Consider the following 25,525-nt stretch of genomic DNA (forward strand, 5'->3'; position numbering starts at 1 on the left):
TGCATCTATTGTTTCTTCTTCGCTGCTTTCTTCTCCGCTTCCTGCTTCGACTGCAGAACATCCGCCAGCGTCATTTCATCAAAATATTTATCTATCAAATCTGCCAGTCCCTTCCAGATTGGAAGTGTACAGCAGGAATCTGATTTTTCACATGGCTCCTGGTCTTCTCTTAAGCAGGATACCGGTGCTAGCGTTCCTTCTGTCAGCCGCAGGATATCACCAACCCTGTATTCTTCCGGTTTCCGCTTCAGACGATAACCGCCCTTCTTGCCGCTGACTCCTTCTATCATATGTCCCTTGGAAAGAATGGCCGAAATACTCTCTAAATATTTCTGGGAAATATTCAGTTTCTCGGCAATTCCTTTTAACGGAATATATTCTTCCGCATCATGCTCCGCCAGCTCGACCATAACCTTTAATGCATACCTTCCTTTAGTTGAAATCATGCTCTGCATTCCTCCTTTTCTGGTTCATTCGCATCATATACCCATTCGCCTACTATGTCAATGGGTGAATCAGTTTTCGTTTGTTCTTTTCGGGGAACAAAAAAACGCCACCAAATGCATTTCACCGGTAAATACTACCAATGTCATAATGCATTTCGTGACGTTTCTTATGAAAATATTCTATTTTCCGAAAAGCTTATTTATTGTAGTTTACAATCTTTCCGAAGTCAGCCTTTAAGGAAGCTCCTCCTACCAGACCACCATCGATATCAGCTTTTGCGAACAGCTCTGCTGCATTTCCTGCATTTACAGATCCACCGTACTGGATACGGATAGACTCAGCTGTTGCTTCATCATATACTTCACGGATGCAGGCACGGATTGCGCCACAAACTTCTTCTGCCTGCTCAGAAGTAGCTGTTTCACCGGTTCCGATTGCCCAGATTGGCTCGTAAGCAATAACTGCTGTTGCAGCCTGCTCTGCTGTTACGTTCTGGAATGCAATCTTAATCTGCATACGGATCCAGTCAAGGTAGATACCCTGTTTTCTCTGTGTTAAAGTCTCTCCACAGCAGATGATTGGTGTAATACCATGTTCGAAAGCTTTTAATACTTTCTTATTTACAGTCTCATCTGTCTCTGCGAAGTATTCTCTTCTCTCAGAATGTCCTAATACAACGTATTTTACGCCAGCGTCTGTAAGCATTGCCGGAGAGATTTCTCCTGTGTATGCTCCGCTCTCTTCAAAATACATGTTTTCTGCACCGATGCAGATGTTAGAACCTTTTGCTGCTTCCATTGCTGGAATAATATCAATTGCTGGTACGCAGAATACTACATCTACGTCTTCGTTTGCTACTAATGGTTTTAATTCATTTACCAGCGCAACTGCCTCGCTAGGAGTTTTGTTCATTTTCCAGTTGCCGGCAATAATTTTTTTTCTTGCCATTTTAAAATGTCCTTCTTTCTTAAATATATAAGTGTTTGCCTGCATACAGGCATGTGCTTTGATTACTTATTTATCATTTGCTGCTGCAACGCCTGGAAGCTCTTTACCCTCTAAGAACTCTAAGGATGCTCCACCACCTGTTGAGATATGGCTCATTTTGTCACCGAATCCAAGCTGGTTAACTGCTGCTGCAGAATCTCCACCACCGATGATGGTTGTTGCATCTGTATCAGCTAAAGCTTTTGCTACAGCAATAGTACCTGCTGCAAGAGTTGGGTTCTCGAATACACCCATAGGTCCGTTCCAAACAACAGTCTTAGCAGTCTTAACAGCATCTGCGAAAAGTGTCTGTGTCTTAGGTCCGATATCACAGCCTTCTCTGTCTGCCGGCATCTTGTCTGCATCATAAGTTTCTACTTCAACTGGAGCATCGATAGGATTTGGGAAATCTTTGATTGTTACAGCATCTACCGGAAGAAGAAGTTTCTTTCCAAGTTTCTCTGCCTTTGCCATCATTTCTTTACAATAATCGATCTTAGTATCATCTACTAAAGAGATTCCGATTTCATATCCTTTTGCTTTTAAGAATGTGTAAGCCATACCACCACCGATGATTAAGGTATCACATTTCTCAAGTAAGTTGTTGATTACATTTAATTTATCAGCAACTTTTGCACCACCAAGAATTGCAACGAATGGTCTTACCGGATTCTCTACTGCATTTCCAAGGAAGTCGATTTCTTTCTGCATTAAGTATCCAACTACTGCAGTGTCAACTAACTGTGCAACACCTACGTTAGAACAATGTGCTCTGTGAGCTGTTCCGAATGCATCATTTACAAATACATCACAGATAGAAGCAAGGTCTTTAGAGAAAGCTTCTCCGTTCTTTGTCTCTTCTGGTCTGAAACGTGTATTCTCAAGTAAGATAACATCGCCATCGTTCATAGCTGCTACTGCTGCTCTTACGTTCTCACCAACAACTTCAGGGTCAACAACGAATTTAACTTCCTGTCCTAATAACTCTGTAAGTCTTGCTGCTACTGGTGCAAGAGTTTTGGTCTGTTTGTCTTCTTCTGTTTTTACTTTTCCTAAATGGGAGCAAAGGATAACCTTTCCACCATCAGCGATTAATTTCTTGATTGTAGGAAGTGCTGCAACCAGACGGTTCTCGTCTGTAATCTTTCCTTCTTTTAATGGTACGTTGAAATCACATCTGCAAAGAACGCGAAGTCCTTTTACATTAATATCATCTATAGATTTTTTATTTAATGACATATTAAGTAGTCTCCTTTAAATTTTATTTCTAATAGCAAGAAAGAGCCCGGTCCCAAAAGACCGGACCCTTTTCCTGAGTCTTATCTGCACTCTGGCAGCCTGTCGCTTAAAAAAGTAGTCTACCGTGCAGTGATTGTTCGTTAAACTACGGGAAACACGCTTTGCGGGTTTCTCTCGTAAATTATGCTAACTCGCTGAAGTATTTGATTGTACGAACCATCTGAGATGTGTAGCTGTTCTCGTTATCATACCAAGAAACAACCTGTACTTCGTACAGATCATCAGATACCTGGTTAACCATGGTCTGTGTTGCATCGAACAGAGAACCGAATCTCATTCCAACGATATCAGAAGATACGATTTCGTCTTCATTGTATCCGAAGGACTCGTTAGCTGCTGCTTTCATAGCTGCATTGATATCTTCTTTTGTAACGCCAGCTTTCTTAACAACTGCTGTTAAGATTGTTGTAGATCCTGTAGGGGTTGGAACACGCTGAGCAGATCCGATTAATTTTCCGTTCAGTTCTGGGATAACAAGTCCGATAGCTTTTGCTGCACCAGTGCTGTTTGGAACGATGTTAACTGCTGCTGCACGAGATCTTCTTAAATCACCTTTTCTCTGTGGTCCATCAAGAGTCATCTGATCACCTGTGTAAGCATGGATTGTTACCATGATACCAGACTGGATTGGAGCATATTTATTTAATGCATCAGCCATAGGTGCTAAGCAGTTTGTTGTACAAGAAGCTGCTGAAATGATTGTATCAGATGCTTTTAATGTCTCATGGTTTGTGTTGTATACGATTGTAGGAAGGTCATTACCTGCTGGAGCAGAAATAACAACTTTACGAGCACCTGCATTGATGTGTGCCTGTGCTTTCTCTTTGCTTGTATAGAAACCTGAACACTCTAATACAACGTCAACTTTTAATTCACCCCATGGGCAGTTGTTTGCATCTGGGAATGCATAGATTTTGATTTCTTTTCCACATACGATGATAGAATCATCTGTGCAGGATACTTCATCAGCATGCTCATATTTACCCTGAGAAGAATCATATTTTAACAAGTGTGCTAACATTTTAGGGCTTGTTAAATCGTTGATTGCTACTACTTCGTATCCTTCAGCACCAAACATCTGTCTGAATGCCAGACGACCAATACGGCCGAATCCATTAATTGCTACTCTTACTGCCATTATTAATTCCTCCTAGAAATTTAATATAAAATATCTTTATTTGGGATTGTACCCAATCTGGTATTATTCTAACCAATTTTTGTCGAAAGTTCAAGTAGTTCCCATCACTTTGTTAATTTTTTCACTATTTTTATTTCTTCTTTCTCATTTTCAAACAAATGTTACAATAGCTTTTCCATTTTTCATACTGTCTTTTGACAGATTGTCAAATTTCTATTATAGTATTCTGTGTATTATATACAAAGATTTTACTATACTTGTGAAAATGTAACATTTTTCTTAGTAGAAATGTGTAAACACCGGGTAAGGTTTGTGCAATATGTAGGCGAAAGGAATGGGAAAGCTTCTCCCCGAAAACACTGGAGCGGTTATGATGTGAGAATCCGCAGCACTTCACGGGCAGTATTTTTCTTGAAATTAGGCTGTCTTTCCGGCTGCTTTGACCGGATACTGCTTTTGTCTGCCAGCAGCGGATACCACACTTTGTCTGAAGGGACTCTAAGAATTCCTGCAAAGATATTTGATTTGCGGCAACCGGCACAAATTCATATCCATATTCAGATTGTGCCTCGCTGGTACATCCATGTACCAGCGTTGCCGGGTTGCAAAAGGAATTCTACGAGTCCCTAACAGACGCTGTTCACGGTATCCGCACGCCGGCAGACAAAATGCAGTATACTGTCAAACATTGGAAAGACTGCTTATTATAAAAGAAAGAAAAATACTGCAGGTTGAAGTGCCGGCTTCTTACATACAAACGTTCCGGTGCTTTTGGGAAGAAGCTTTCTCATCCAGTTCCCCGCCTGCACAACCTTACCCGCCATACACCACCCACAGAAAGGAACACACTATGCTTTGGGACACACATATGCACACTGCTTTTTCTACCGACAGTGAGACCTCACCGGAATCCATGATTAAAGCCTCTATCGAACTGGGACTTGGCGGAATCTGCATTACCGACCATATGGATTATGATTATCCAAAAGAACATCCGGAGGATGAACCGGAATTTATCTTAGACACTCCGGTCTACTTCCCAACTATCCAGAAGCTGGGCCAGCAATACAAAGATAAAATAAAAGTGCTGACCGGCATTGAGCTTGGATTGCAGCCTCATCTTGCAGCGAAACATCAGGAACTGATAAGCCGATATGACTTTGATTTTGTCATCGGCTCTTCCCATGTAATCCACGGCAAAGACCCTTACTACTCCCGCTTTTTTGAAGGAAAAACCGAACAGCAGGCTTACCAGGAATATTTTGAATCTATCCTGGAAAATCTTGCGGTATTTGATAATTTTGATGTATATGGACATATCGATTATGTGGTACGCTACGGTCCAAACCGGAACCTTAAATATTCTTATCAGAAATATGCCGATGTCATTGATGCGATTTTAGAAAAGCTCATTGATATGGGAAAAGGAATTGAAATCAATACCGGTGGTTTCAAATATGGTCTGGGACATCCGAATCCAACAGAAGATATTATAAAACGTTATCACGAACTAGGCGGTGAAATCATTACCATCGGTGCCGATGCCCACAAACCGGAGCATGTTGCATTTGATTTTGCAAAAGTACCGGATATTTTAAAGGCCGCAGGCTTTCAGTATTTTACCGTATTCGAAAAGAGAAAACCGGCTTTTCTTCCGTTGTAAACTATGGGAATCACGCTTTACGAATTTCTCTTCTTATTGCGGTGTTCACCAAATCTGTATGCAGGCATGCGATTTTTCCTGTGTATGCAAAAGTAACGGCGCGGTTCGTCAACTGCGGAAACAACATAAATACAGTAAAGGGCACTTATCATGTCTCCTAAGTTGACGAACCACGCCGCCTTTTTCTATCATAAGAAAATTGTTTTTACTTCAAATCCTACCCCAGCAGATGCAGCCGTTCGAATGCATGATACAGTCCGTCTTCATCAATCTTATCTGTAACCATATCCGCATACTGTTTTACTGCCGGAATCGCATTTCCCATTGCCACTCCTGTTCCTGCAAATTGCAGCATTTCCACATCATTTGGTCCATCACCAAAAGCAATGGTATCTTCCCTGCCTATCTTTAACTCATCCATAAGCCGCTGCATTCCGGTTGCCTTGTTGACTCCCATCTTCGTCATTTCACCGGACATCTGACGATCCTTGCCAAAGCTTGCTCCGGTTATCTTGATATAATTTCCGACTTCCTTCTGCATCACATCCACCGGAATATCGGCATCAAAATACATTCCACTTTCAAGAGCCGGCATCTGTTCCGGATGTTCAACAAGCGTCAATCCGTTTAGAGCACCGTCAATATCAAGTCCAAGCCGCATACAGCGTTCTCTCATTTTCTTTGCATTCTCTTCATCCACATAACGTCCGTTGATTCCCTGCAGCATAAAGCATGCACCGTGCTCCTTCAGCACCTCTACCATATCCTGCACCTTATCATTTGCCAGAACGCTATGGTAAATCACCTTATCATTTGCAGACACATAAGCACCTGCCGAAGCCACAATGGCATCAAATCCAAACTCTAAAAGCCATGGATACACATTCGTTACAGTTCTTCCGGTACATAACGAAATCAGATGTCCCCGCTTTCTGGCCATGCTTAATGCTTCCCTGGCAGATTCCGGCATGTGCATGGTGAAATCCACCAGGGTTCCGTCTACATCCAAAAAAATCAGTTTACGGCTCATTATTCTGCATCCCGAATCGCTTTTCGAACCGGAAGAACACAGCCAGGAGAAACAGATAATTCATCTACCCCCATCTCTAAGAAACGCTGGGTCAGAGTTGTATCTGCCCCAAGTTCTCCACATATTCCTGCCCAGATGCCCGCCTTGTGTGCATTTTCCACGGTCATCTGAATCAGCCGGAGCACTGCTTCATGATGCGGATTATAGAAGCTGTCAAGCTTTGCATTCTGACGGTCAATTGCCAGTGTATACTGGGTCAGGTCGTTGGTTCCGATACTGAAGAAATCAACCTCTTTTGCCAGTTCATCACTCATTACTGCTGCTGCAGGAGTTTCAATCATGATACCCTGCTCCACATTTCCAAAAGGAATCCCTTCCTTTGTAAGTTCTTCTTTCACTTCTTCTGAAATTGCTTTAATCTTACGCACTTCATCTACCGAAATAATCATCGGATACATAATTGCAATATTTCCGTAATTGCTTGCGCGGAATAAAGCACGAAGCTGGGTCTTAAAAATTTCCGGCTGGGTCAGGCAGATCCGGATGGCACGATATCCCATTGCCGGATTGTCTTCTTTGTCGAGGTTAAAATAGTCCACCTGCTTATCGGCTCCGATATCCAGGGTTCGGATAATAATCTTCTTTCCTGCCATGGTCTCTGCGACCTGCTTATAAGCTACAAACTGTTCTTCTTCTGTTGGGAAGGTATCTTTTTCAAGATAAAGAAATTCACTACGGAAAAGTCCGATTCCACCGGCATCATTTTTAAGTACTGCCGCTAAGTCAGAGACATTTCCGATGTTGGCATAAAGATTGATTTTCTGACCACTCTTTGTCACATTTTCCTTTCCCTTTAAAGTCAGCAGTAATTCCTTCTGTTTTGCATCCTCTTCTGCTTTTTTCTTATATTCTGCCAAAGCTGCTTCATCCGGTTCAATGATAAGAGTTCCGGTATAGCCATCCACAATTGCCTGTTTTCCGTTCCACTCTTCCTTGATTTCCACACCAATCAGTGCCGGGATGCCCATAGTTCTTGCTAAAATTGCAGTATGTGAATTCGTAGAGCCCAGCTGTGTTACAAATGCCAGCAGCTTACTTTTATCCATCTGTACGGTTTCACTCGGAGCTAAATCCTTTGCTACGATAATAACCGGCTCATCTCCAAGGTCGCTTCCCATATCATTTCCACATAATACATTGATGACACGCTCAGAAATATCCTTCATATCAATGGAACGGGCTTTGAAATACTCGTCATCCATATTTGCAAATACTTCTGCAAAGTTATCTCCGGTAACACCTACCGCATACTCTGCATTTACGCTCTGGCTCTCAATAAGATTGTGAACGGAATCATTATAATCTCCATCCTCTAACATCATGGCATGCACATCAAAAATCTGTGCATTTACTTCACCCACTTCTTTTAATGCTTTCTTGTAAAGCTTGTGGAGCTGTTCAATTGCAGTCTGCTTTGCTGCTTCATAGCGGGCAATCTCTGCTGCCGGGTCTTCTATTCTCTTTCTTACCACCTGATTTTCAGCTTTTAAAAGGAGTTTTACCTTTCCAATTGCAATACCGCTGAATACCTTTTTTCCATTAAACTTTTCCATAGTCCATACCTTCTTTCTTTTATAAGTTTTCTCCATTTGAAGCAATTACTTCTTTATACCAGTCGAAGGATTTTTTCTTTCTTCTTGCAAGAGTTCCAGTTCCATCATCATATTTTTCTACATAGATGAAGCCATATCTCTTTGCCATTTCTCCGGTGGATGCACTTACTAAATCAATGCAGCCCCATGGTGTATATCCCATCAGGTCAACGCCATCTTTTACCGCTTCTTTCATCTCTTTGATATGATCCCGCAGATAGTCGATACGGTAATCATCCTGAATGCTTCCATCTTCTTCTAATTTGTCATAAGCACCAAGGCCATTTTCTACTACCATAACCGGAATCTGATAACGGTCATAAATTTCATTTAAGGAATAATGTAAGCCCTGTGGGTCAATCTGCCAGCCCCAGTCACTTGCCTTAAGATATGGATTCTTAAGACCGGCAATCAGGTTTCCATCCGTCTGCTCGCCATTTGGATCTTTTGATACACAACTGCTCATATAATAGCTGAGGGTATAGAAATCCACACAGCCTTCCCGCAGAATTTCTTCATCGCCCGGTTCCATTTTAACATGAATATTATTTTCTTCAAAATACCGCTCCATATACGCCGGATATTCTCCTCTTACCTGCACATCGGAACAGAACCAGTTCATAATCCGCATTTCCTTCTGTGTTGCTAATACATCCTCCGGATTGCAGGTAAATGGATACTTGGTCATAAAGACATTCATATCACCGATAAGATATTCCGGATATTTTTCATGTGCTAATTTTACTGCTTTTGCGCTGGCAACAAACTGATGATGCAATGCCTGGAAACGAACCTTCGGGTCATCCGGAATCTCTGTAATTTTTCCCTCATAGCCTTTTACAGTTCCAAGGGAAAGCAGGTTGCCAAGCGGTGTGGTTCCGCCATTGATTTCATTGAAGGTCAGCCAGTATTTTACTTTGCCCTGATATCTTTCGAAAATTGCCTTGCAGTAATTCAAGAAATAATCAATACATTCTCTGGCTTCCCAGCCATTGTATTTTTCAATCAGTGCATATGGCATTTCATAATGGGAAATGGTTACCAGCGGCTCAATGCCATATTTTAAACATTCATCAAATACTTTATCGTAGAATGCCAGTCCTGCTTCGTTTGGTTCATTCTCCATTCCGGTCGGGAAAATTCTTGTCCATGCAATGGATAAACGGAATACTTTAAATCCCATTTCTGCAAATAATGCAATATCCTCTTTGTAATGATGATAGAAATCAATTGCTTCGTGGCTCGGATAGAGATATTCCGGATGAATGGTTCTTGTTACCTTTTTCGGCTCGGTATGGGAACCATTCGTACACATATCAGAAACAGATGCTCCTTTTCCATCTACATCCCATGCTCCCTCAAACTGATTGGCTGCGGTTGCACCGCCCCAGAGAAAATCTTTACGAAATGTCTTCATTGCTTTTTCCTCCTGCTTCTTATTATTTTTATTTGTGAAAATTTATAATTTCTGTTTTTATATTTTTCTTTTCTCATTCTGCCCTGCAATAAGGCTTCTGATTTTGTTGGATAGAGCACGAGCCCTTTATCAGAGCCCGCACCCTTAGGTATAAAAAACTATGGAAAACTAATTTATAAAACGGTAATCAATGCGTCCAACGCTGCAACTTTCTTTGCATCTGTCGGAACTACATCTGCGTAATCTGCTGTGTTGCTGATGATAACCGGAGTCAGAACGGAATATCCTGCTCCTGTAATCTTTGCAATATCAAATTCCAATAAAAGGTCACCTTTCTTTACTTTGGCTCCCTGTGCTACCTTCGGTGTAAATCCTTCTCCATCTAATTTCACGGTATCCATGCCCACATGAATCAGGATTTCTGCTCCGCCATCGGATACTATTCCAATGGCATGACCGGTTGGGAAGAAGGTTACTACTTCGCCATCACATGGTGCATATAATTTGCCTTCGGACGGGAGAATAGCAACACCCTGACCTAATGCTCCGCTTGAAAATGCTTCATCTTCTACTTCTTCCAAGGCTTTTACTTCTCCGGTAAGAGGAGATGCAATTACCTGGTTTGCTGCGGTTTTTGTGCCTTTCTTTTCTATTTTTGCTTCATCATTCTGTGGAGCATCATCATGATAGGTAATGTAAGTTGCTACGAATGCAACTACCATAGCTACTGCCATACCGATTAATACCCAGATCAAACTGTAAACGCTCTTTGACTCACCATCGATGAATGCCGGAAGTCCGAAGAATCCAAGACCCCCCATCATATAAGTTTTAACTCCGGCAAATCCTATGATTCCACCACCAATAGCGGATGCAATACAGGAAATTACGAATGGTTTTTTCTTTGGAAGTGTAATACCATAAATACATGGCTCTGTTACACCAAAGAGTCCTGAGATAAACGCCGGTAATGCAATATTTCTAAGTTTCTTATCTTTTGTCTTTAATACAATTGCCAGTACAACCATGGACTGCGCAAAAGATGCTGCGAAATATGGAGAAAGGATGAAGTCATATCCTAAAGTTCCATAATTAATCATTGCCAGTGGAACAAGTCCCCAATGTAATCCGAAGATTACCAGTACCTGCCAGAATGCTCCGACTAAGATACCTGCTACAAGACCTCCTACAACCGGAAGGTTATAGATTGCTCCGAAAATAATACCGATAATGTTGCAAAGGAAAGTAGATACCGGTCCGATTACCAGATAGGTAAGTGGAACCATTACTGCCAAAGTTACAACCGGAACGATAAATGTTTTAATAACGTCCGGAATTACTTTCTTTAATCTCTTTTCCAGCCAGGCAGCACAAGCCACTGCAATAACAATTGGTACTACTGAAGAAGTATAACCACTGGATGGCATAATAACAGGAATTCCAAAAAAGGTTGTATAATAATTCATTTCAAAGGAAGTTCCTGCAAACAGGGAACCTATCAGTTCTCCTGAAGTCAGATTAACCAGTGCCGGATAGGTAAGTGATATACCAAGTGCCATTCCGATAAATTCATTCATCTTAAATTTCTTTGCTGCAGTATATCCTAAGATAATCGGCAGGAAATAGAAGAATCCGTCTCCAATGGAATACCAGAGCTGATATGCTCCGCTTGTGGTAACATCAATTCCTGACTGACTTGCGATAAAAGACCACAGCGCCAAAAGACCTTTGATAATACCTGCTGCACAAAGCACACCAAGGAATGGCTGGAATACACCGGAAATCAAATCAATGAGTCTTGCACCAAGCCCCATCTTCTCTCCGCTGTCTTCTGCATCCTCGAAAACAGCTCCGTTTCCGGCCAGATGTGCATGTTCACAAACCACATCATAGACATCCGGTACATGATTTCCGATTACTATCTGATACTGTCCGCCAGATTTCATTACTGTCACAATTCCTTCCGTTGCTTTTAATACTTCGGTGTTAGCCTTGGACTCGTCTTTTAATTTAAAACGAAGTCTGGTAACACAGTGCGCAAGGCTTATGATATTCTCCCTGCCGCCTACGTTCTGGATAATAATTCTTGCCAGTCCATCATACTTACTTGCCATAACAATCCCTCCATTTTTATTTTTTATAGCATGTTCATTTTTATCTAAAACACTCTTGTGTTTTATTCATTTTGTTAAAAACAACGAATGTGCCTTGGCACATTCTCGCGCCTGCGGCGGTCGCTTGCGACATCTACCTTATACGCCGCAGTGTGCATCCTCGCGGAGCGTTTTTTAATTTACAGGAAAGCAATTTCCTGTAAATTAAAAAAGCCCAAACAAATAAAACTCTTCCTATGAGTCTTATTCGTCTGGGTTTTGCCGTCTTAACGTAACAATCCCTTGCCGAAAGGGTATTTACTTATTCATACTGTGAATCACACGATGAATGTGTACTGCCAGATAGGAAATCTCTACATCCGAGACTTCATAATCAAGCTTCTTCTTCATGTAACTCTTTATCTTCTGTGCACATTCGTAGGAACGCGGGAAACGATCCGCAATCAACTGGTCAAATTCTTCATCATTACGTTCACTGTCTTCCCGACTGATTACCCGCTGTACAAAGAATCTTAAATGCGTTACAAAACGCTCATAGGACAGGCTCTTTTCATCCAATTCCACCTGAAAGGTATATCTGACTATATTGAGTATATCCTTTATCATTGCCGGCATGTTCCTGGACTGATTCATCTGACCGCCCATCTGTGCATTTACCAGATGCATCGCAATAAATCCAGCTTCATCCTCCGGCAGCTCCACGTCTAGTTCCTGTTTTACAATATCTAAGGCTTTCAATCCCACCTGAAATTCTGCATTGTAGAATTTCTTCATCTCCCAGGAAAGCTCATTCGCAACAACGATGCCCTGCTGCTTTCTCTCTATGGCGTATCCCAAGTGGTCTGTTAATGTCACATAAATATTTTTACTTAAATGATAACCTAATGTTTCTCTGGCATATGCGATAACCAGCTCGGCTGTCCGGATATATTCATACGGCATGTCCTTTACCACCTGCATGAACTGGCTGGTACTTTCGTCCGGAAGGGAGAATACTTTTTCTATCTTTGTCTCATCTATTTCTTCTCCGGCTTTCTTTCCGAAGCCTATGCCCTTTCCCATAACGATGATTTCTTTACCTTTATCGTCCTCGGAACTGATTACATTATTGTTAATTACTTTGATAATCTGCATTACGTTTCACCTGTTTATGATATAAAAAAAGCTGCATTACACTCTAAATAATCCGACCTAACAATTATCTTAAAGTGCAATCCAGTCTTGCCTATCTCTAGTAACAATCCGGTTTGCGTCCCTGCTTATTACATTACAAATGTACTATATTTTATCAGAAACGTCAAGTCCGGAATGTAAACTTCGTATATAATATATAATTTTATCATTTCATTTTTGTGCACAATTCACTATTTTCCTATAATGATTCCACCGCCTGCGACAAATTCCCCATCATAAAATACCACCGCCTGACCCGGTGTCACAGCACGGACCGGTTCTTCAAAATGACAGCGGATCCTGCCCTCTCCGATATTTTCCACGGTACACATGGCTCCTGCATGTCCATAACGGATTTTACCTAAGAGACGTCTGCCATCAAAATCGGTAAGTCCCATATAATTGACATGGTCTGCAACCAGTGTATCCGTAAATACATCCTCTGGCGAACCTACCACTACTTCATTGGTTTCCGGTCTGATCTCTGTTACAAAAATCCGTTTGCCATATGGTATATTCAAGCCACGGCGCTGTCCTACGGTATAGTGGGTAATTCCTTTGTGCCGTCCGATAATTTCACCATCTTTTGTCACAAAGTTTCCCTCTCCCGGAACTGCATCTCCAACCTCACGGTCAATAAAACCTGCATAGTCATTATCCGGGATAAAGCAGATTTCCTGACTGTCTCTCTTATGAGCCACCGGAAGTCCCACCTCTTCTGCGATTTTGCGGATTTCATCTTTATGATAAGCACCTACCGGCATCAATGTATGGGATAACTGCTCCTGTGTCAGGTTATATAATGCATAGGTCTGATCCTTGGCTGCTGTTACAGATTTTGCCACTGCGAAACGTCCGTTGTCACATTTTGCAATTCTTGCATAATGTCCGGTTGCAATATAATCTGCTCCGATGCTTAAGCTTCTGGCAAGAAGTGACTCCCATTTCACATAACGGTTACAGGCAATGCATGGATTCGGCGTTCTTCCTGCCAAATATTCTGCCACAAAATAATCCATTACATACTGTTTAAATTCCTGTTTAAAGTTCATCACATAATATGGTATTTCCAACCGGTCAGCCACTCTTCTGGCATCATCCACGGCACTTAGGCCACAGCAGCCACCATTTTCCTGCTGCTGTGTCTCTTCCTCATCCTGCCAGATCTGCATGGTTACACCAATCACATCATAGCCCTGTTCCTTTAAAAGATATGCCGCAACGGAAGAATCCACTCCGCCGGACATTCCAACTACTACTTTTTCCTTCATATATTTAATCCTATCCTACAGGCAAATTTTTAGCTGCACTCACAGTTTACCCACACTGTCAGCATCCGTCAAGTGAATTTTACGGTTTCCTTCTGTCCCCTTAGGATTGTGACATTCTTTTTGATGCAGGCAGTCACATAATCAATCTGCTCTGCCGTAATTTTTTCATTTAAAGTAAGCCGCAATGCTCCCCTTGCAATTTCCGGCGGTACACCGATGGCTGTTAACACATGGGATGGCTCATGTTCTCCGGAAGAACACGCTGAACCTGCCGATGCACAGATTCCATCCATATCCAGCATAACCAAAAGATTCCCACCTTCTAACTCATCAAAACAAAAGTCCACATTATTCGGAAGGCGGTTGTTCCATTCCCCATTCAGCCTTACCTTCGGCACCTGCTTTAATACTGAATAAATCAAGTAATCCCGCATCCTTGTCTCGATTTCCATCCGCTCTTTTAAGCTTTCCATTGCCATGGCTGCCGCTTTTCCCATGCCTACAATTCCCGGCACATTCTCAGTTCCCGCCCGGACACCGCTTTCCTGGCCTCCTCCATGGATAAAAGGAGGTATCCTCTTTTTCTTTCGCACATATAAAAATCCGGTTCCCTTAGGTCCGTTGAATTTATGTGCGCTGGCACTCATCATATCAATATTCATTCTGTTGACCTCAATGGGAATATGTCCATATGCCTGTACGGCATCCGTATGAAAACAGATTCCATATCTCCTGGCAAGCATACCGATTCCTGCTATAGGTTCTATGGTACCAATCTCATTATTTGCCATCATAACAGAAATCAATATGGTATCCGGCCGGATTGCCCGCCGCACCTGCTCCAAGGAAACCGTTCCCTTGTCATCTACCGGAAGGTAAGTAATCTCATAACCATTCTGTTCCAGATATCCGCAGGTTCTTAAAATGGCATGATGCTCTATTTTCGTGGTAATGATATGCCGGCCACGCATAACCATACTTTCTGCGGTACATTTCAATGCCCAGTTATCAGATTCACTTCCTCCGGCTGTGAAATATATTTCCTCCGGCTGCGCCCCGATGCTCTGCGCAATGATCTGCCGGCTTTCTTCTATGGCATCATGACTTTTTTGCCCCAGATCATACAGGGCAGATGGGTTTCCATAACGGCGCTCATAAAAGGGCAGCATTGCTTCGATTACTTCCGGTGCTGTCGGTGTTGTTGCTGCATTATCAAGATAAATCATTTTCTTCATGCTTCTTTCCCTCTGAGAATAGTTCTTTCTGCCTCTGATTTATCATATACTTTTGACAAATCTGCTTTTTCATGGAGGCTCCAATTGAAACCGTTGAAATCCATTTCAAATCCACTGATTGCCGGTACTCTCCTGCTTACTGTGACCGGACTTTCCAGCAGAGTAATCGGTTTCTTCTATAGAATATTCCTCTCCCGCATAATTGGTGCAGAAGGTCTTGGAATTTATCAGCTTATTTTTCCGGTTTTTGCCCTCTGTATTGCCTTCAGTTCCTCAGGCATCCAGACCGCTGTCTCCCGCTTTGTTGCTGCAGCCGACCATAAAAATACCGGCATGAGTTACCTCTATGCCGGTCTGGTTCTTTCTGTGGGAATTGCACTCTCACTTACTGTTATTCTGATTTCTTATTCTGATTTTATTGCCATTCATATTTTAGATGAAGCCCGTTGTGCTCCACTCCTTGTTATTCTTTCCTACTGCCTGATTCCTGCCAGTGTCCATGCCTGTATCAATGGTTATTATTATGGGAAGAAGAAAACTCTGGTACCATCCGTAAGCCAGCTTATGGAGCAGGTTGTCCGGGTCTTAAGTGTCTATACACTTTATCTTATCTGCCTGGAAAAAAGTTATCCCATCACACCATCCATTGCTGTCTGGGGTGTTGTCTGCGGTGAACTGGCTTCTTCACTCTTTTCCGTAAGCTGCCTTCATTTCAAAAAGTGCAGCAGGCATATAAAAAGAATTTTTAAGGAACTTTCCCTCTTTGCGCTGCCCCTTACCACCAATCATGTAGCATATCACTTATTTTCCAGTATCGAAGCCATTCTGATTCCCATCTGCTTAAAAAAATATGGCTACAGCAATCAGGATGCCTTGAGTGTCTTCGGCATCTTTACCGGAATGGCAATGCCAATGATTCTTTTTCCCAATGTCCTTGTAAATTCTGTCTCGGTGCTGCTGATGCCTGCTATTTCAGAAGCCTATGCAAGAAAGGATTTTCACTTAATCCGCCTTACTATTAAAAAAACGGTGTTTTATTGTCTGCTTCTTGGCTTTTCCTGTACCTTCGGTTTTCTTCTGACCGGAAAATGGATTGGACAATTCATTTTCCAGAACACATTAGCCGGCAGTTTCATACTCATATTAAGCTGGATCTGCCCTTTCCTCTATCTGTCCACCACCCTTACTTCCGTTCTTCACGGTCTAGGAAAACCGGGGCGTGCGTTCTACATTAATATGAGCGGCTGCGCTTTACGCATTTTCTTTATCTATGCACTGATTCCAACATATGGCATCCGCTGCTACCTCTATGGCATGCTTGCAGGCGAACTGCTGACTACTTTTTTATCCTTTCTTGCGCTCCTTCGGTTTGCCAGAAAAAAATCGCAAAAAAACAGTCTGCTTTAGTCTATTGATTTTAAGGATTCTGCCATGTTGATACGTTCTAATTTGCCTGTCATCATACAGTTTACAATCCATGCAAAGCCCATCGTCAGCAAAACACTAAAGAGATAACTTACTGCATTAATCTGTACATTAAAGGATACCATATCAATCTGTATCTCACCCATTACAAAACGATGGAACCATTTTCCTAAAATCAGTCCCAGTCCGCAGCCGATAGCAGTTAAGACCATATTCTCACGAAACACATAAGATGCTGTTTCCTTTGGATAAAAGCCTAATACTTTAATGGTAGCTATCTCCCTCACCCGTTCCGTAATATTGATATTATTAAGATTATATAATACGATAAATGCCAGTGCTCCGGCACAGATAATAATGATAATGACAATATAATTCATACAGGACATCATCTGTGAAATCCGGCTTAACATATCGGAATTAACGGTTACTGCCGTCACACCATCTGCTTTCATCAGTGCCGCACTCACTTCATGAATATCTGACGCATCCGGCAGTCTCACATACACGTTTTTAAATACCACATCCCCAATCTGTTTTTCATAGGATTCCGGTGCAATGTATACATAATTATAAATATGATTCTCACAGATTCCGGTGACTTTTAAGTGCATCTCATTGTTGTCACTGTCACGCAGCAGAATCGTATCGCCTTTTTTGACTGCATAGGTTTCTGCCACTTTCTTCGAAAGTACTGCTTCTCCTTCTTTTGGATAAGCAATCGGCTCCTGTTTCTTTGTATGCAGCGAAATAAAGTCTCCTACTTCATCCGGATTTTCCACTGCCACCATATGAATCGACTTAGTTCCTTTATCTGTCACCAGGTCAATGGTCTTTTCCATGGCATACATGCCTGCTGCATTTTCCTTTTCCAATACAGAATCTAAAGATTTAAGGTCGGCCTCTCCCGGCATCTTTCCAGCTTTTAATGTAACTCCGATGTCGTAAAGCTGGATTTCTTCATACTGCTGGTCTGCCACTGCCACTACAGAATCCCTTACACCAAAGCCCATCACCAGCAATGCCGTACAGCCGCTGATTCCGATTACCATCATAAAGAAACGCTTCTTATAGCGGACAATATTTCTTACGGATACCTTCTGCAAGAATTTAAGTCTCTTCCAGATAAATGGTACATGCTCTAAGAATACACGTTTTCCGGCTTTTGGTGCTTTCGGCCGCATCAAATCTGCCGCCACTTCTTTTAACTCTTTATGGCAGGACAGCCAGGTCGTCCCAGCGGAGCAAAGTACTGCAACGGTAAGTGAAACCAGTGCCAGTGGCAGGTCAGACACATAATAAATCCCACCCATTTTATAGACAATTCCATAGGCTGTTATGATGACTAACGGGAAGAAATGGATTCCCAGCACATAGCCGATTAACGTTCCGCTGATGGCTGCAGAGCCGGAATAGAAAAGATATTTTCCCATTATCTTTCCTTCACTAAAACCCAGTGCCTTTAATACTCCAATCTGTGTCCGCTGTTCTTCCACCATACGATTCATGGTCGTCATGCAGATTAACGCTGCCACCAGAAAGAAGAATACCGGAAATACATTGGCAATTCCTTTTACTACACCGGAATCATTTTTCAGGCACACATAACCCACATTGGTATTCCGGTCCAGTACATAAGTCTCTGGTTTCTCGATTTCATCTATCTTACTCTGTGCATCTGCTATCTGGTCATCCGCATCCTGCATCTGCTCATCAAATTCACTCTGATTCTCCTGATACTGCAATAAGCCGTCTGCCAGCTCTGTTTCTGCAGCCTCAAGCTGATCTTCTTTTTCTTCTATCTGTTCTTTTGCTGCCGCAAGCTGCTTCTCCCCATCCGTAAGCTCTGCCTCGGCAGCTGCCAGTGCATTTTTTCCATCTTCTATCTGCTGCTTTGCGGCTGCCAGCTGGCTTTCCGCAGAAGAAAGCTGACCTGCGGCTGCTTCTAATTCCGCATTCTTTGCATTTAATTCTGCTTCTGCACCGGCAACCTCCGTTAAACCGGCTTCAATCTGTGCCAGCATCTCTTCATAGCCCGGAGTATTTTCCGTCAACTGCGCTTTTGCAGCCTCTAGGCTGTTTCTCTGATCCGTCACCTGCTGCTTTGCTGCCAAATAAGCATTCAATCCCTGCTCATACTCTGCCTTTTTTGCTGCCAGTGCACTTTCCTGCCCGGAAATCTGCTGCGATGCGCTCTCTAATTCTGCCGCCTTAGAAGACAATGCATCCTTCCCGGACTGCAGCTCCGATGCTTTAGCAGAAAGCTCGGTCTTTGCAGAAGCAATCTGATTTTTTCCATCGGAGATCTCTGTTTCTCCATCCGTAAGCTGCTGCTTTGCCGATTCTAATTCCGCTTCCGCTTCTGCCCGCTTTTCCTCTAACTCTTCCTTCTTCTCATCCAGTTCGTCCTGTGCGTCTTTTACAATCTTTTCATAACGGATATCTGCCTGTTCCTTTGTATAGGCCTCCCAGTCTGCTTCCTTTGCGTCCATATAGGAATCATACTCATCGGAATAGATGTCATAATCTTCATCAAATTTAATATAGATTTCTGTGTCATAATCTACTGCAAATCCATCTTTTAATATATAGGCAAATCCGCTGATTCTGCCATTTCCAATGGATGTATTGCCACGTTCAAACTGGATATAGCACGGTGACTGTACCAGTCCGGTAATCGTATATTCTTTGTATGCAAATTTATCTAAATCATCTGTTGTATTATTTTCCGAAAGAACCAGCTTGCTTCCAATGGCATCCTCTGAAAAAAGTGCGGAATCTACCACACATTCATCAGCGGACTGCGGCATTTCTCCGGCAATCAGCTTCAGTTTATTGACCTTCTCTGTGATGGAATGCATCTTGATAACGCGCTCATTTTCTCCGGCATCCTTATAAAGAACCTCTGCCGATATGGCACCCTCTGCCGCCCGGACATCTTCTTTTTCTGCCAGTGCTTCTACATTTTCTTCTGTAAAGCCAAGTGTGGATACCAGACGATAATCATAGAATTGCAAATCCTTTAAATAGACATCCGCAGAATGCACCATGACCGACTGGGTAATTTTAAGGCCGGAAAAAAATGCAACACCCAGTGCAATAATGGCAAGGATAGCAAAATATCTTCCAAAGCTTTTCTTTATCTCACGAAATGTATTTCTCTTCATCATGGATTTCATATTTCAAACCCTTTCTTTTCCACATGGACTACCATTCAATCTCATCGACATCCACGATATGTTCATTTTTCTCTATCTTTTGAATGGTTCCGCTCTTTACGGTAATGACACGGTCTGCCATTGCAGTCAGTGCCTGATTATGTGTAATTACAATGACGGTTTTGCCCTGTTTTCTGCAGGTGTTCTGCAGCAGTTTTAAAACGGCTTTTCCGGTATTATAATCCAGTGCCCCTGTCGGTTCATCACAAAGCAGCACCTTCGGATTCTTTGCCAGTGCTCTCGCAATTGCCACTCTCTGCTGTTCTCCACCGGATAGCTGTGCCGGGAAATTGGCTTTCCGTTCACTTAAGCCCACCTCATCTAAAACTGTTGCTGCATCTAACGGTTCCTTGCAAATCTGTGCTGCAAGTTCAACATTTTCCAATGCTGTAAGATTCTGCACCAGATTATAAAACTGGAATACAAATCCCACATCATATCTCCGGTAACTGGTAAGCTGCCGCTTATTATATGCTGAGACTTCTTCTCCATCCAGATATACTTTTCCGGTGGTCAGATAATCCATTCCTCCCAATATATTTAATATTGTTGTCTTTCCCGCTCCGGACGCTCCTACGATAACGCAGAATTCTCCCTTTTCTATCTCAAAATTCACATCATGTAATGCTTCTATCGTAACTTCTCCGGTTTTATATACTTTACTTACATTCTGAAAGGATACAAATGCCATTTGATAGCTTCCTCCTTTTATTCTGGTTATTCAGGTGATTGTGCAAACGGGATAGCGAACTTTGTTCCAATTATATTACGCTGATACGCAGGGGATTATCTTCCGCTATGAAATGCCATGGTTCTAAAATACGTGTTTTCCTTGTTGTTATAAAAACCGTCTTTCCAATGTTTGTCAGAAGAGCTACACGGTTCGTCGAAATACAGATGCCTGATAAGGGCTGTTTAGGGACACTTGGAATTTCGTCTGGCAACAGGCAACGCTGGTGCACGGATGCACCAGCGAGGCACAACTGAACAAGGATGTGAATTTGTGCCGGTTGCCAGATGCGATTACATATAATATCGAAATTCCCAGTGTCCCTTGCAGGCATTATGTGGCATCTGCCTTCGACGGACAGTGCAGCTATTCCGCCAAAGCAACCGGAAAGACAGTTTACAAACAAGAAAACACGCATTCTAAGAACGATTGGCATTTCATACCGAATAAAGATAATTCCTCTGTGCATCCCGTAATATTTTCAGACCAAAATCTATCTCCTTCATAACCACCTGTTACCTGCTTATTGTAATGGTAGCACAATCTTTTCACTTTTTGAAATTAAATTTTTCTAAAGTCAAAAAATCCACTTTCTTAGAATCACAGTCAGAATCTGCTATTCTAAAAAAGTGGATTATACATTCAAATATCCGAAAAATTTTTTCTTATAACAACGGAGCTATCACTGCATCAAACATACAATTTAAACTCTCTTCATATATCTCCTGATACGTGCGGTGAAAAGTTTCAGTAATTGCCATTGCCTGCTTTGGTACTTCTTCGTAAAGTCCAAATGCCGCCTCATATACTTCCGGATTCTTATCGTAAAATGCTTCTGTCATGGCATTTTCAAATTCAAATCGTGCGCCCTTGGAAAGATGCTCTTTAAAATCCTCTTTCCGTACATTTTTCACATAATCATCCTGAAATATATTTAATCCTTCTGCCTTGACTAATTCCTCTAAGCCTTCTTTTACATCTTCGTAAGTCATGGTCTTGAAATTCTCTACAAAGAATTTGTCAAAGGTCTCCTTATCCGGAAACTGCTTTGTTAAGCTCTCCATCTCTTTTTCCTCCTGTCTTATACCGCATGCAAAATCATGCGTTCCCGATATACCACTTCCATATGGTCTAATACTCTTCTCGCCCGCTGATACTGGTTATAATGTGTGCTGATAACGCAGACTTCCTTCGCCCCATTATAAGCAACTCTCTTATAAAATGGAACTCTCACCCAGTTCTGTGTAAATGGAATCTCATGGCTTACCAGTGTCCGCATCATCTGACTGCTGACTCTGGCATTGGTAGTTCTGCATAATTCCACATCCCGGTCAATATTTTTCCCCATGGTCTTCGGTTTGTTCTTCTTCATAAGAATACCCTGTCTCCTTCTATTTGTCCATAATCTGAATCTCTACGGTCTTCCCCAGACAGCCTGCTACCTTCACCAGAAAATCCAGACTTGGATTATATCTTCCGCTCTCCAATCTGGAAATATTGGATTTCTTCGTGCCTGCCCGCTCTGCAAGCACTTCCTGGGTAATATGCTGTTCCTTGCGCACCGCCTTCAACTGACGCACCACATCCGAACGCGTCGACTGCTCCCTGCTCTTATTCTTCTCCATTTCTCACCTCAACAACTGTCTCTATGTTATCATATATGATAACTTATTGTCAACGAAAAAGAGCCTCAAAAAAGGCTCTTTTTGAACTATTCTTCTATCTGATGCAGCACCTTGCGGAACTGGAAATAGAACAGTACAGACGTAAAGCTTACCGCCAGCACATCCGCTACCGGCTCTGCCATATAAACTGCCATTGCCTGATTGCCGGTAAAAATGTGTGGCATAATATAAATAAGTGGCAGTAATAATACGAATTTACGCATGACCGCTACAATAATGGAAGATACTGCTTTTCCCAGTGATGTAAATGCCATCTGACACGCCATCTGGATTCCGAATATCATAATTGCCATAAGATAAATCCGGAGTGCATTTCCTGTATATGCAATCAGTGCCGCATCCGAGGTAAACATGGCTGCAAATGCTCTTGGAAATGCCATCACCAATGCCCATAAAACAAAGGAAAATCCAACATCAATTTTCAATAATAAGAAATAGGCTTCTTTTACCCTGTCTGCTCTTTTGGCTCCATAATTATAGCTGATAATCGGCTGCGCTCCCTGACCCAATCCCTGTAACGGAAGTAGTGCAAACTGCATGACACTGGTTAATATGGTCATGGCTCCTACTGCCATATCTCCGCCATATCGTAATAACGAAGAATTAAAGCAGACTGAAATCACGCTCTCGCTTGCCTGCATAATAAACATTGCTGTTCCAAGTGCAATACTCGGCCAAATAATATTTACCTGCAAAACCATATTTTTTCCTTTCAGGCGAAGATGCGTTTTCTTTCCGCATAAGAAAGCCAGCACCCAGATACAGGAACATGCCTGGGAAAGAACCGTTGCCAGCGCTGCTCCTTTTACACCCATTCCAAATCCAAAGATAAATACCGGATCCAGCACAATGTTAATCACTGCACCAATCAGTACCGACAGCATACTGGTTCTGGCAAATCCCTGCGCTGTAATAAATGCATTCATCCCCAGGGTCAACTGCACAAAAATCGTTCCTATAGCATAAATATTCATATAATCAGCAGCAAAAGAAATCGTATTTTCGCTGGCTCCAAATGCCAGAAGAAAGCCTCTGTTTCCAGCCAGCAGAAATGCAGTCAGTATCAGCGATACAATAATCTGAGTGCAAAAACAGTTCCCCAGCGTTTTTTCCGCCTTGTCCTTCTCTCCTTTTCCCATAAATATGGTTGCCCGTGGAGCACCACCATTGCTAATCAGTGCTGCAAACGCAGATACTACCATAATAAGCGGCATGCATACACCAACTCCGGTCAGTGCCATTGCACCATCCCCCGGAATATGGCCGATGTACATACGGTCTACTATGTTATACATCATATTAATCAACTGGGCTGCAACGGTAGGCAATGCCAGTTTTAATAACAGCTTTCCTACCGGTTCTGTTTCTAAAAATGTTCTGTCATTGGTCTGTTCCATGTAATTCTCCTTACCTTCTACTCGCGTAACTACGGGAAACACGCTTAGCGAGTTTCTCAAGTTATCGCGGTGCTCGCCAAATCTGAACAGAAAAGAAGTTCGCCAAAGCGAGCTTGGCTCCTTCTTTTCTCCCAGATTTTTCTCGCTACTCGCGTAAAAAAAGAACCGACCAGTGGTCGATTCTTTTCCAAAATATTAATGCCGGCAGCGGGACTTGAACCCGCACGTGGTTGCCCACAACAGATTTTGAGTCTGCCTCGTCTGCCATTCCGACACGCCGGCATTTATTCGGTTCCGTCGAACCGAACAAATGAAAGTTTATCATATTTTCTAATAGATTGCAAGTTTATTTTTCCGGGTCTTTCATATTTTTCAAAATATCAAAGCAGTCAAATGTTGCAAAATAATCCTTCGGTGTCTCTGCACGACGGATAAGCTGTACGGAACCATCTTCCTTCAAAAGTAACTCAGCGGATTTTAATTTACCATTGTAGTTATAACCCATGGAATAACCATGTGCTCCGGTATCATGAATTACCAGATAATCGCCCATGTCAATCTTCGGCAACATACGATCCACGGCAAATTTATCATTGTTCTCACAAAGAGAACCGGTTACATCATATTTGTGGTCGCATACGCTGTTGTCCTTGCCCAGCACGGTAATGTGATGATATGCACCATACATTGCAGGACGCATCAGGTTTACTGCACAGGCATCCACACCAATGTATTCCTTGTGTGTATGTTTCTCATGAATTGCCTGCGTCACAAGGCATCCATAAGGTGCTAACATAAAACGGCCCATCTCAGTATAGATAGCTACATCACCCATACCTGCCGGAACTAAAATTTCATCATAAACCTTGTGTACGCCTTCGCCGATAACACGGATGTCGTTTGGTTCCTGGTCTGGTGTATAGTTCACACCAACTCCACCGGAAAGGTTGATAAAGCTGATATGGCAGCCTACTTCTTCTTTTAATTTAACAGCTACTTCAAAAAGCTGTTTTGCAAGCATCGGATAATACTCGTTGGTTACGGTATTGCTTGCTAAGAATGCATGAATACCAAAATTCTTTGCACCTTTTTCTTTTAAAATCTTAAAGCCTTCAAATAACTGCTCTGTTGTAAATCCGTATTTTGCATCTCCCGGGTTATCCATGATACCGTTGCTCATTTTGAACACTCCGCCCGGATTATATCTGCAGCTGATGGTCTCCGGAATCTTACCGATTGTCTTCTCTAAGAAGTCGATATGGGTAAAATCATCCAGGTTGATGATTGCGCCAATCTTGTCTGCAAATTTATATTCATATGCAGGAGTATCATTGGAAGAAAACATAATATGCTTTCCGTCAAAGCCCTGGGAATCAGCTAACATCAGCTCTGTCTGGGATGCACAGTCGCAGCCGCAGTCATACTCTTTTAAAATATCTAAGATAAATGGGTTCGGGGTTGCCTTTACAGCAAAATACTCACGGAATCCCGGATTCCATGCAAACGCCTCTTTTACTGCCTTTGCATTTTCACGGATGCCTTTTTCATCATAAAGGTGAAACGGGGTTGGATATGTCTTTACAATTTCTTCAATCTGTTCTTTTGTCACAAATGGTTCTTTCTTCATAATAGTTAGTCTCCTTC

Annotated in this window: 20 protein-coding genes and 1 tRNA gene; 2 read left to right on the forward strand and 19 right to left on the reverse strand. The window is 42.2% G+C overall.

Translation table 11 applies throughout. The annotated features are described in order from the left end of the window. Positions 1–5 precede the first annotated feature (5 nt). The 4 genes from DWX65_RS03225 to gap all read right to left on the reverse strand — a co-directional run bounded on the left by DWX65_RS03225 (position 6) and on the right by gap (position 3,871). Positions 6–446 (reverse strand): RrF2 family transcriptional regulator, encoded by a 441-nt coding sequence (locus tag DWX65_RS03225; RefSeq protein ID WP_117696912.1) that lies wholly within the window; start codon positions 444–446, stop codon positions 6–8. A gap of 196 nt (positions 447–642) precedes the next feature. After that, positions 643–1,395, reverse strand: a complete 753-nt coding sequence (gene tpiA, locus DWX65_RS15305; protein ID WP_118172913.1) for a triose-phosphate isomerase — start codon at positions 1,393–1,395, stop codon at positions 643–645. A 66-nt stretch (positions 1,396–1,461) separates the two neighbouring features. Then, the gene (locus DWX65_RS15310) at positions 1,462–2,673 is read right to left on the reverse strand and encodes a phosphoglycerate kinase (protein ID WP_022242404.1); all 1,212 of its coding nucleotides are present in this window, start codon (positions 2,671–2,673) and stop codon (positions 1,462–1,464) included. Positions 2,674–2,854: 181 nt separating this feature from the next. After that, complete coding sequence (gene gap / locus DWX65_RS03240) at positions 2,855–3,871, reverse strand: type I glyceraldehyde-3-phosphate dehydrogenase (RefSeq protein WP_022242405.1); 1,017 nt, start codon at positions 3,869–3,871, stop codon at positions 2,855–2,857. Positions 3,872–4,721: 850 nt separating this feature from the next. On the opposite strand from gap, the gene DWX65_RS03245 reads away from it, so the two are divergent. Continuing rightward, entirely contained in the window at positions 4,722–5,534 is an 813-nt protein-coding gene (locus tag DWX65_RS03245; protein ID WP_117840779.1) for a histidinol-phosphatase HisJ family protein, read from the forward strand. A 217-nt stretch (positions 5,535–5,751) separates the two neighbouring features. Here the strand turns inward: DWX65_RS03245 and DWX65_RS03250 are convergent, their stop codons facing one another. From DWX65_RS03250 to DWX65_RS03280, 7 genes are all read right to left on the reverse strand, one after another. After that, positions 5,752–6,564, reverse strand: a complete 813-nt coding sequence (locus DWX65_RS03250; RefSeq protein WP_118056917.1) for an HAD family hydrolase — start codon at positions 6,562–6,564, stop codon at positions 5,752–5,754. Beyond that, a complete protein-coding gene (gene ptsP, locus DWX65_RS03255) occupies positions 6,564–8,177 on the reverse strand; it encodes a phosphoenolpyruvate--protein phosphotransferase (protein WP_118172914.1) in 1,614 nt (537 codons plus the stop codon). The genes DWX65_RS03250 and ptsP overlap by 1 nt, the downstream gene beginning before the upstream one ends. Positions 8,178–8,196: 19 nt before the next feature. After that, a complete protein-coding gene (locus DWX65_RS03260) occupies positions 8,197–9,633 on the reverse strand; it encodes a glycoside hydrolase family 1 protein (RefSeq protein WP_022242409.1) in 1,437 nt (478 codons plus the stop codon). Positions 9,634–9,806: 173 nt separating this feature from the next. Then, on the reverse strand, positions 9,807–11,747 hold the full coding sequence (locus DWX65_RS03265) for a beta-glucoside-specific PTS transporter subunit IIABC (protein WP_118172774.1): 1,941 nt from the start codon (positions 11,745–11,747) through the stop codon (positions 9,807–9,809). 297 nt (positions 11,748–12,044) lie between these two features. Beyond that, a complete protein-coding gene (gene licT, locus DWX65_RS03270) occupies positions 12,045–12,881 on the reverse strand; it encodes a BglG family transcription antiterminator LicT (RefSeq protein WP_022242411.1) in 837 nt (278 codons plus the stop codon). Positions 12,882–13,111: 230 nt separating this feature from the next. Continuing rightward, the gene (gene mnmA / locus DWX65_RS03275; RefSeq protein WP_022242412.1) at positions 13,112–14,191 is read right to left on the reverse strand and encodes a tRNA 2-thiouridine(34) synthase MnmA; all 1,080 of its coding nucleotides are present in this window, start codon (positions 14,189–14,191) and stop codon (positions 13,112–13,114) included. A 68-nt stretch (positions 14,192–14,259) separates the two neighbouring features. Further along, complete coding sequence (locus DWX65_RS03280) at positions 14,260–15,426, reverse strand: cysteine desulfurase family protein (RefSeq protein ID WP_118172775.1); 1,167 nt, start codon at positions 15,424–15,426, stop codon at positions 14,260–14,262. Positions 15,427–15,510: 84 nt separating this feature from the next. Between DWX65_RS03280 and DWX65_RS03285 the strand changes: the two genes are divergently transcribed. Further along, positions 15,511–16,833, forward strand: coding sequence for a polysaccharide biosynthesis protein (locus tag DWX65_RS03285; protein ID WP_118172776.1), 1,323 nt, complete (start codon positions 15,511–15,513; stop codon positions 16,831–16,833). On the opposite strand, the gene DWX65_RS03290 is transcribed toward DWX65_RS03285, so the two are convergent. From DWX65_RS03290 to DWX65_RS03330, 8 genes are all read right to left on the reverse strand, one after another. Continuing rightward, the gene (locus DWX65_RS03290; RefSeq protein WP_117946855.1) at positions 16,830–20,021 is read right to left on the reverse strand and encodes an ABC transporter permease; all 3,192 of its coding nucleotides are present in this window, start codon (positions 20,019–20,021) and stop codon (positions 16,830–16,832) included. The genes DWX65_RS03285 and DWX65_RS03290 overlap by 4 nt on opposite strands. Before the next feature lie 37 nt (positions 20,022–20,058). Then, complete coding sequence (locus DWX65_RS03295; RefSeq protein WP_117840773.1) at positions 20,059–20,760, reverse strand: ABC transporter ATP-binding protein; 702 nt, start codon at positions 20,758–20,760, stop codon at positions 20,059–20,061. Between the two features lie 704 nt (positions 20,761–21,464). Further along, positions 21,465–21,863, reverse strand: a complete 399-nt coding sequence (locus tag DWX65_RS03305) for a hypothetical protein (RefSeq protein ID WP_022242417.1) — start codon at positions 21,861–21,863, stop codon at positions 21,465–21,467. Between the two features lie 17 nt (positions 21,864–21,880). Next, positions 21,881–22,171: a hypothetical protein gene (locus DWX65_RS03310; protein ID WP_022242418.1), complete on the reverse strand. Its 291-nt coding sequence runs from the start codon at positions 22,169–22,171 to the stop codon at positions 21,881–21,883. Positions 22,172–22,190: 19 nt separating this feature from the next. After that, entirely contained in the window at positions 22,191–22,424 is a 234-nt protein-coding gene (locus tag DWX65_RS03315) for a helix-turn-helix domain-containing protein (RefSeq protein WP_022242419.1), read from the reverse strand. Between the two features lie 86 nt (positions 22,425–22,510). Next, positions 22,511–23,881 carry an MATE family efflux transporter gene (locus DWX65_RS03320; protein ID WP_118172778.1) on the reverse strand — a complete coding sequence of 457 codons (1,371 nt, stop codon included), beginning with the start codon at positions 23,879–23,881 and terminating at the stop codon, positions 22,511–22,513. A 199-nt stretch (positions 23,882–24,080) separates the two neighbouring features. Then, positions 24,081–24,163: transfer RNA gene (locus DWX65_RS03325), tRNA-Leu, on the reverse strand. A 64-nt stretch (positions 24,164–24,227) separates the two neighbouring features. Continuing rightward, complete coding sequence (locus DWX65_RS03330) at positions 24,228–25,508, reverse strand: diaminopimelate decarboxylase (RefSeq protein ID WP_117696774.1); 1,281 nt, start codon at positions 25,506–25,508, stop codon at positions 24,228–24,230. Positions 25,509–25,525 lie beyond the last annotated feature (17 nt).

The organism is Roseburia sp. AF20-18LB, from assembly GCF_003461185.1.
GTDB classification, from domain to species: domain Bacteria; phylum Bacillota; class Clostridia; order Lachnospirales; family Lachnospiraceae; genus Roseburia_C; species Roseburia_C amylophila.

Excerpts from the sequence above, each read along its gene's own strand:
- DWX65_RS03225 (WP_117696912.1), bottom strand. The coding sequence starts at position 446 with ATGATTTCAACTAAAGGAAGGTATGCATTAAAGGTTATGGTCGAGCTG.
- tpiA (WP_118172913.1), bottom strand. The coding sequence starts at position 1,395 with ATGGCAAGAAAAAAAATTATTGCCGGCAACTGGAAAATGAACAAAACT.
- DWX65_RS15310 (WP_022242404.1), bottom strand. The coding sequence starts at position 2,673 with ATGTCATTAAATAAAAAATCTATAGATGATATTAATGTAAAAGGACTT.
- gap (WP_022242405.1), bottom strand. The coding sequence starts at position 3,871 with ATGGCAGTAAGAGTAGCAATTAATGGATTCGGCCGTATTGGTCGTCTG.
- DWX65_RS03245 (WP_117840779.1), top strand. The coding sequence starts at position 4,722 with ATGCTTTGGGACACACATATGCACACTGCTTTTTCTACCGACAGTGAG.
- DWX65_RS03250 (WP_118056917.1), bottom strand. The coding sequence starts at position 6,564 with ATGAGCCGTAAACTGATTTTTTTGGATGTAGACGGAACCCTGGTGGAT.
- ptsP (WP_118172914.1), bottom strand. The coding sequence starts at position 8,177 with ATGGAAAAGTTTAATGGAAAAAAGGTATTCAGCGGTATTGCAATTGGA.
- DWX65_RS03260 (WP_022242409.1), bottom strand. The coding sequence starts at position 9,633 with ATGAAGACATTTCGTAAAGATTTTCTCTGGGGCGGTGCAACCGCAGCC.
- DWX65_RS03265 (WP_118172774.1), bottom strand. The coding sequence starts at position 11,747 with ATGGCAAGTAAGTATGATGGACTGGCAAGAATTATTATCCAGAACGTA.
- licT (WP_022242411.1), bottom strand. The coding sequence starts at position 12,881 with ATGCAGATTATCAAAGTAATTAACAATAATGTAATCAGTTCCGAGGAC.
- mnmA (WP_022242412.1), bottom strand. The coding sequence starts at position 14,191 with ATGAAGGAAAAAGTAGTAGTTGGAATGTCCGGCGGAGTGGATTCTTCC.
- DWX65_RS03280 (WP_118172775.1), bottom strand. The coding sequence starts at position 15,426 with ATGAAGAAAATGATTTATCTTGATAATGCAGCAACAACACCGACAGCA.
- DWX65_RS03290 (WP_117946855.1), bottom strand. The coding sequence starts at position 20,021 with ATGATGAAGAGAAATACATTTCGTGAGATAAAGAAAAGCTTTGGAAGA.
- DWX65_RS03295 (WP_117840773.1), bottom strand. The coding sequence starts at position 20,760 with ATGGCATTTGTATCCTTTCAGAATGTAAGTAAAGTATATAAAACCGGA.
- DWX65_RS03305 (WP_022242417.1), bottom strand. The coding sequence starts at position 21,863 with ATGGAGAGCTTAACAAAGCAGTTTCCGGATAAGGAGACCTTTGACAAA.
- DWX65_RS03310 (WP_022242418.1), bottom strand. The coding sequence starts at position 22,171 with ATGAAGAAGAACAAACCGAAGACCATGGGGAAAAATATTGACCGGGAT.
- DWX65_RS03315 (WP_022242419.1), bottom strand. The coding sequence starts at position 22,424 with ATGGAGAAGAATAAGAGCAGGGAGCAGTCGACGCGTTCGGATGTGGTG.
- DWX65_RS03320 (WP_118172778.1), bottom strand. The coding sequence starts at position 23,881 with ATGGAACAGACCAATGACAGAACATTTTTAGAAACAGAACCGGTAGGA.
- DWX65_RS03330 (WP_117696774.1), bottom strand. The coding sequence starts at position 25,508 with ATGAAGAAAGAACCATTTGTGACAAAAGAACAGATTGAAGAAATTGTA.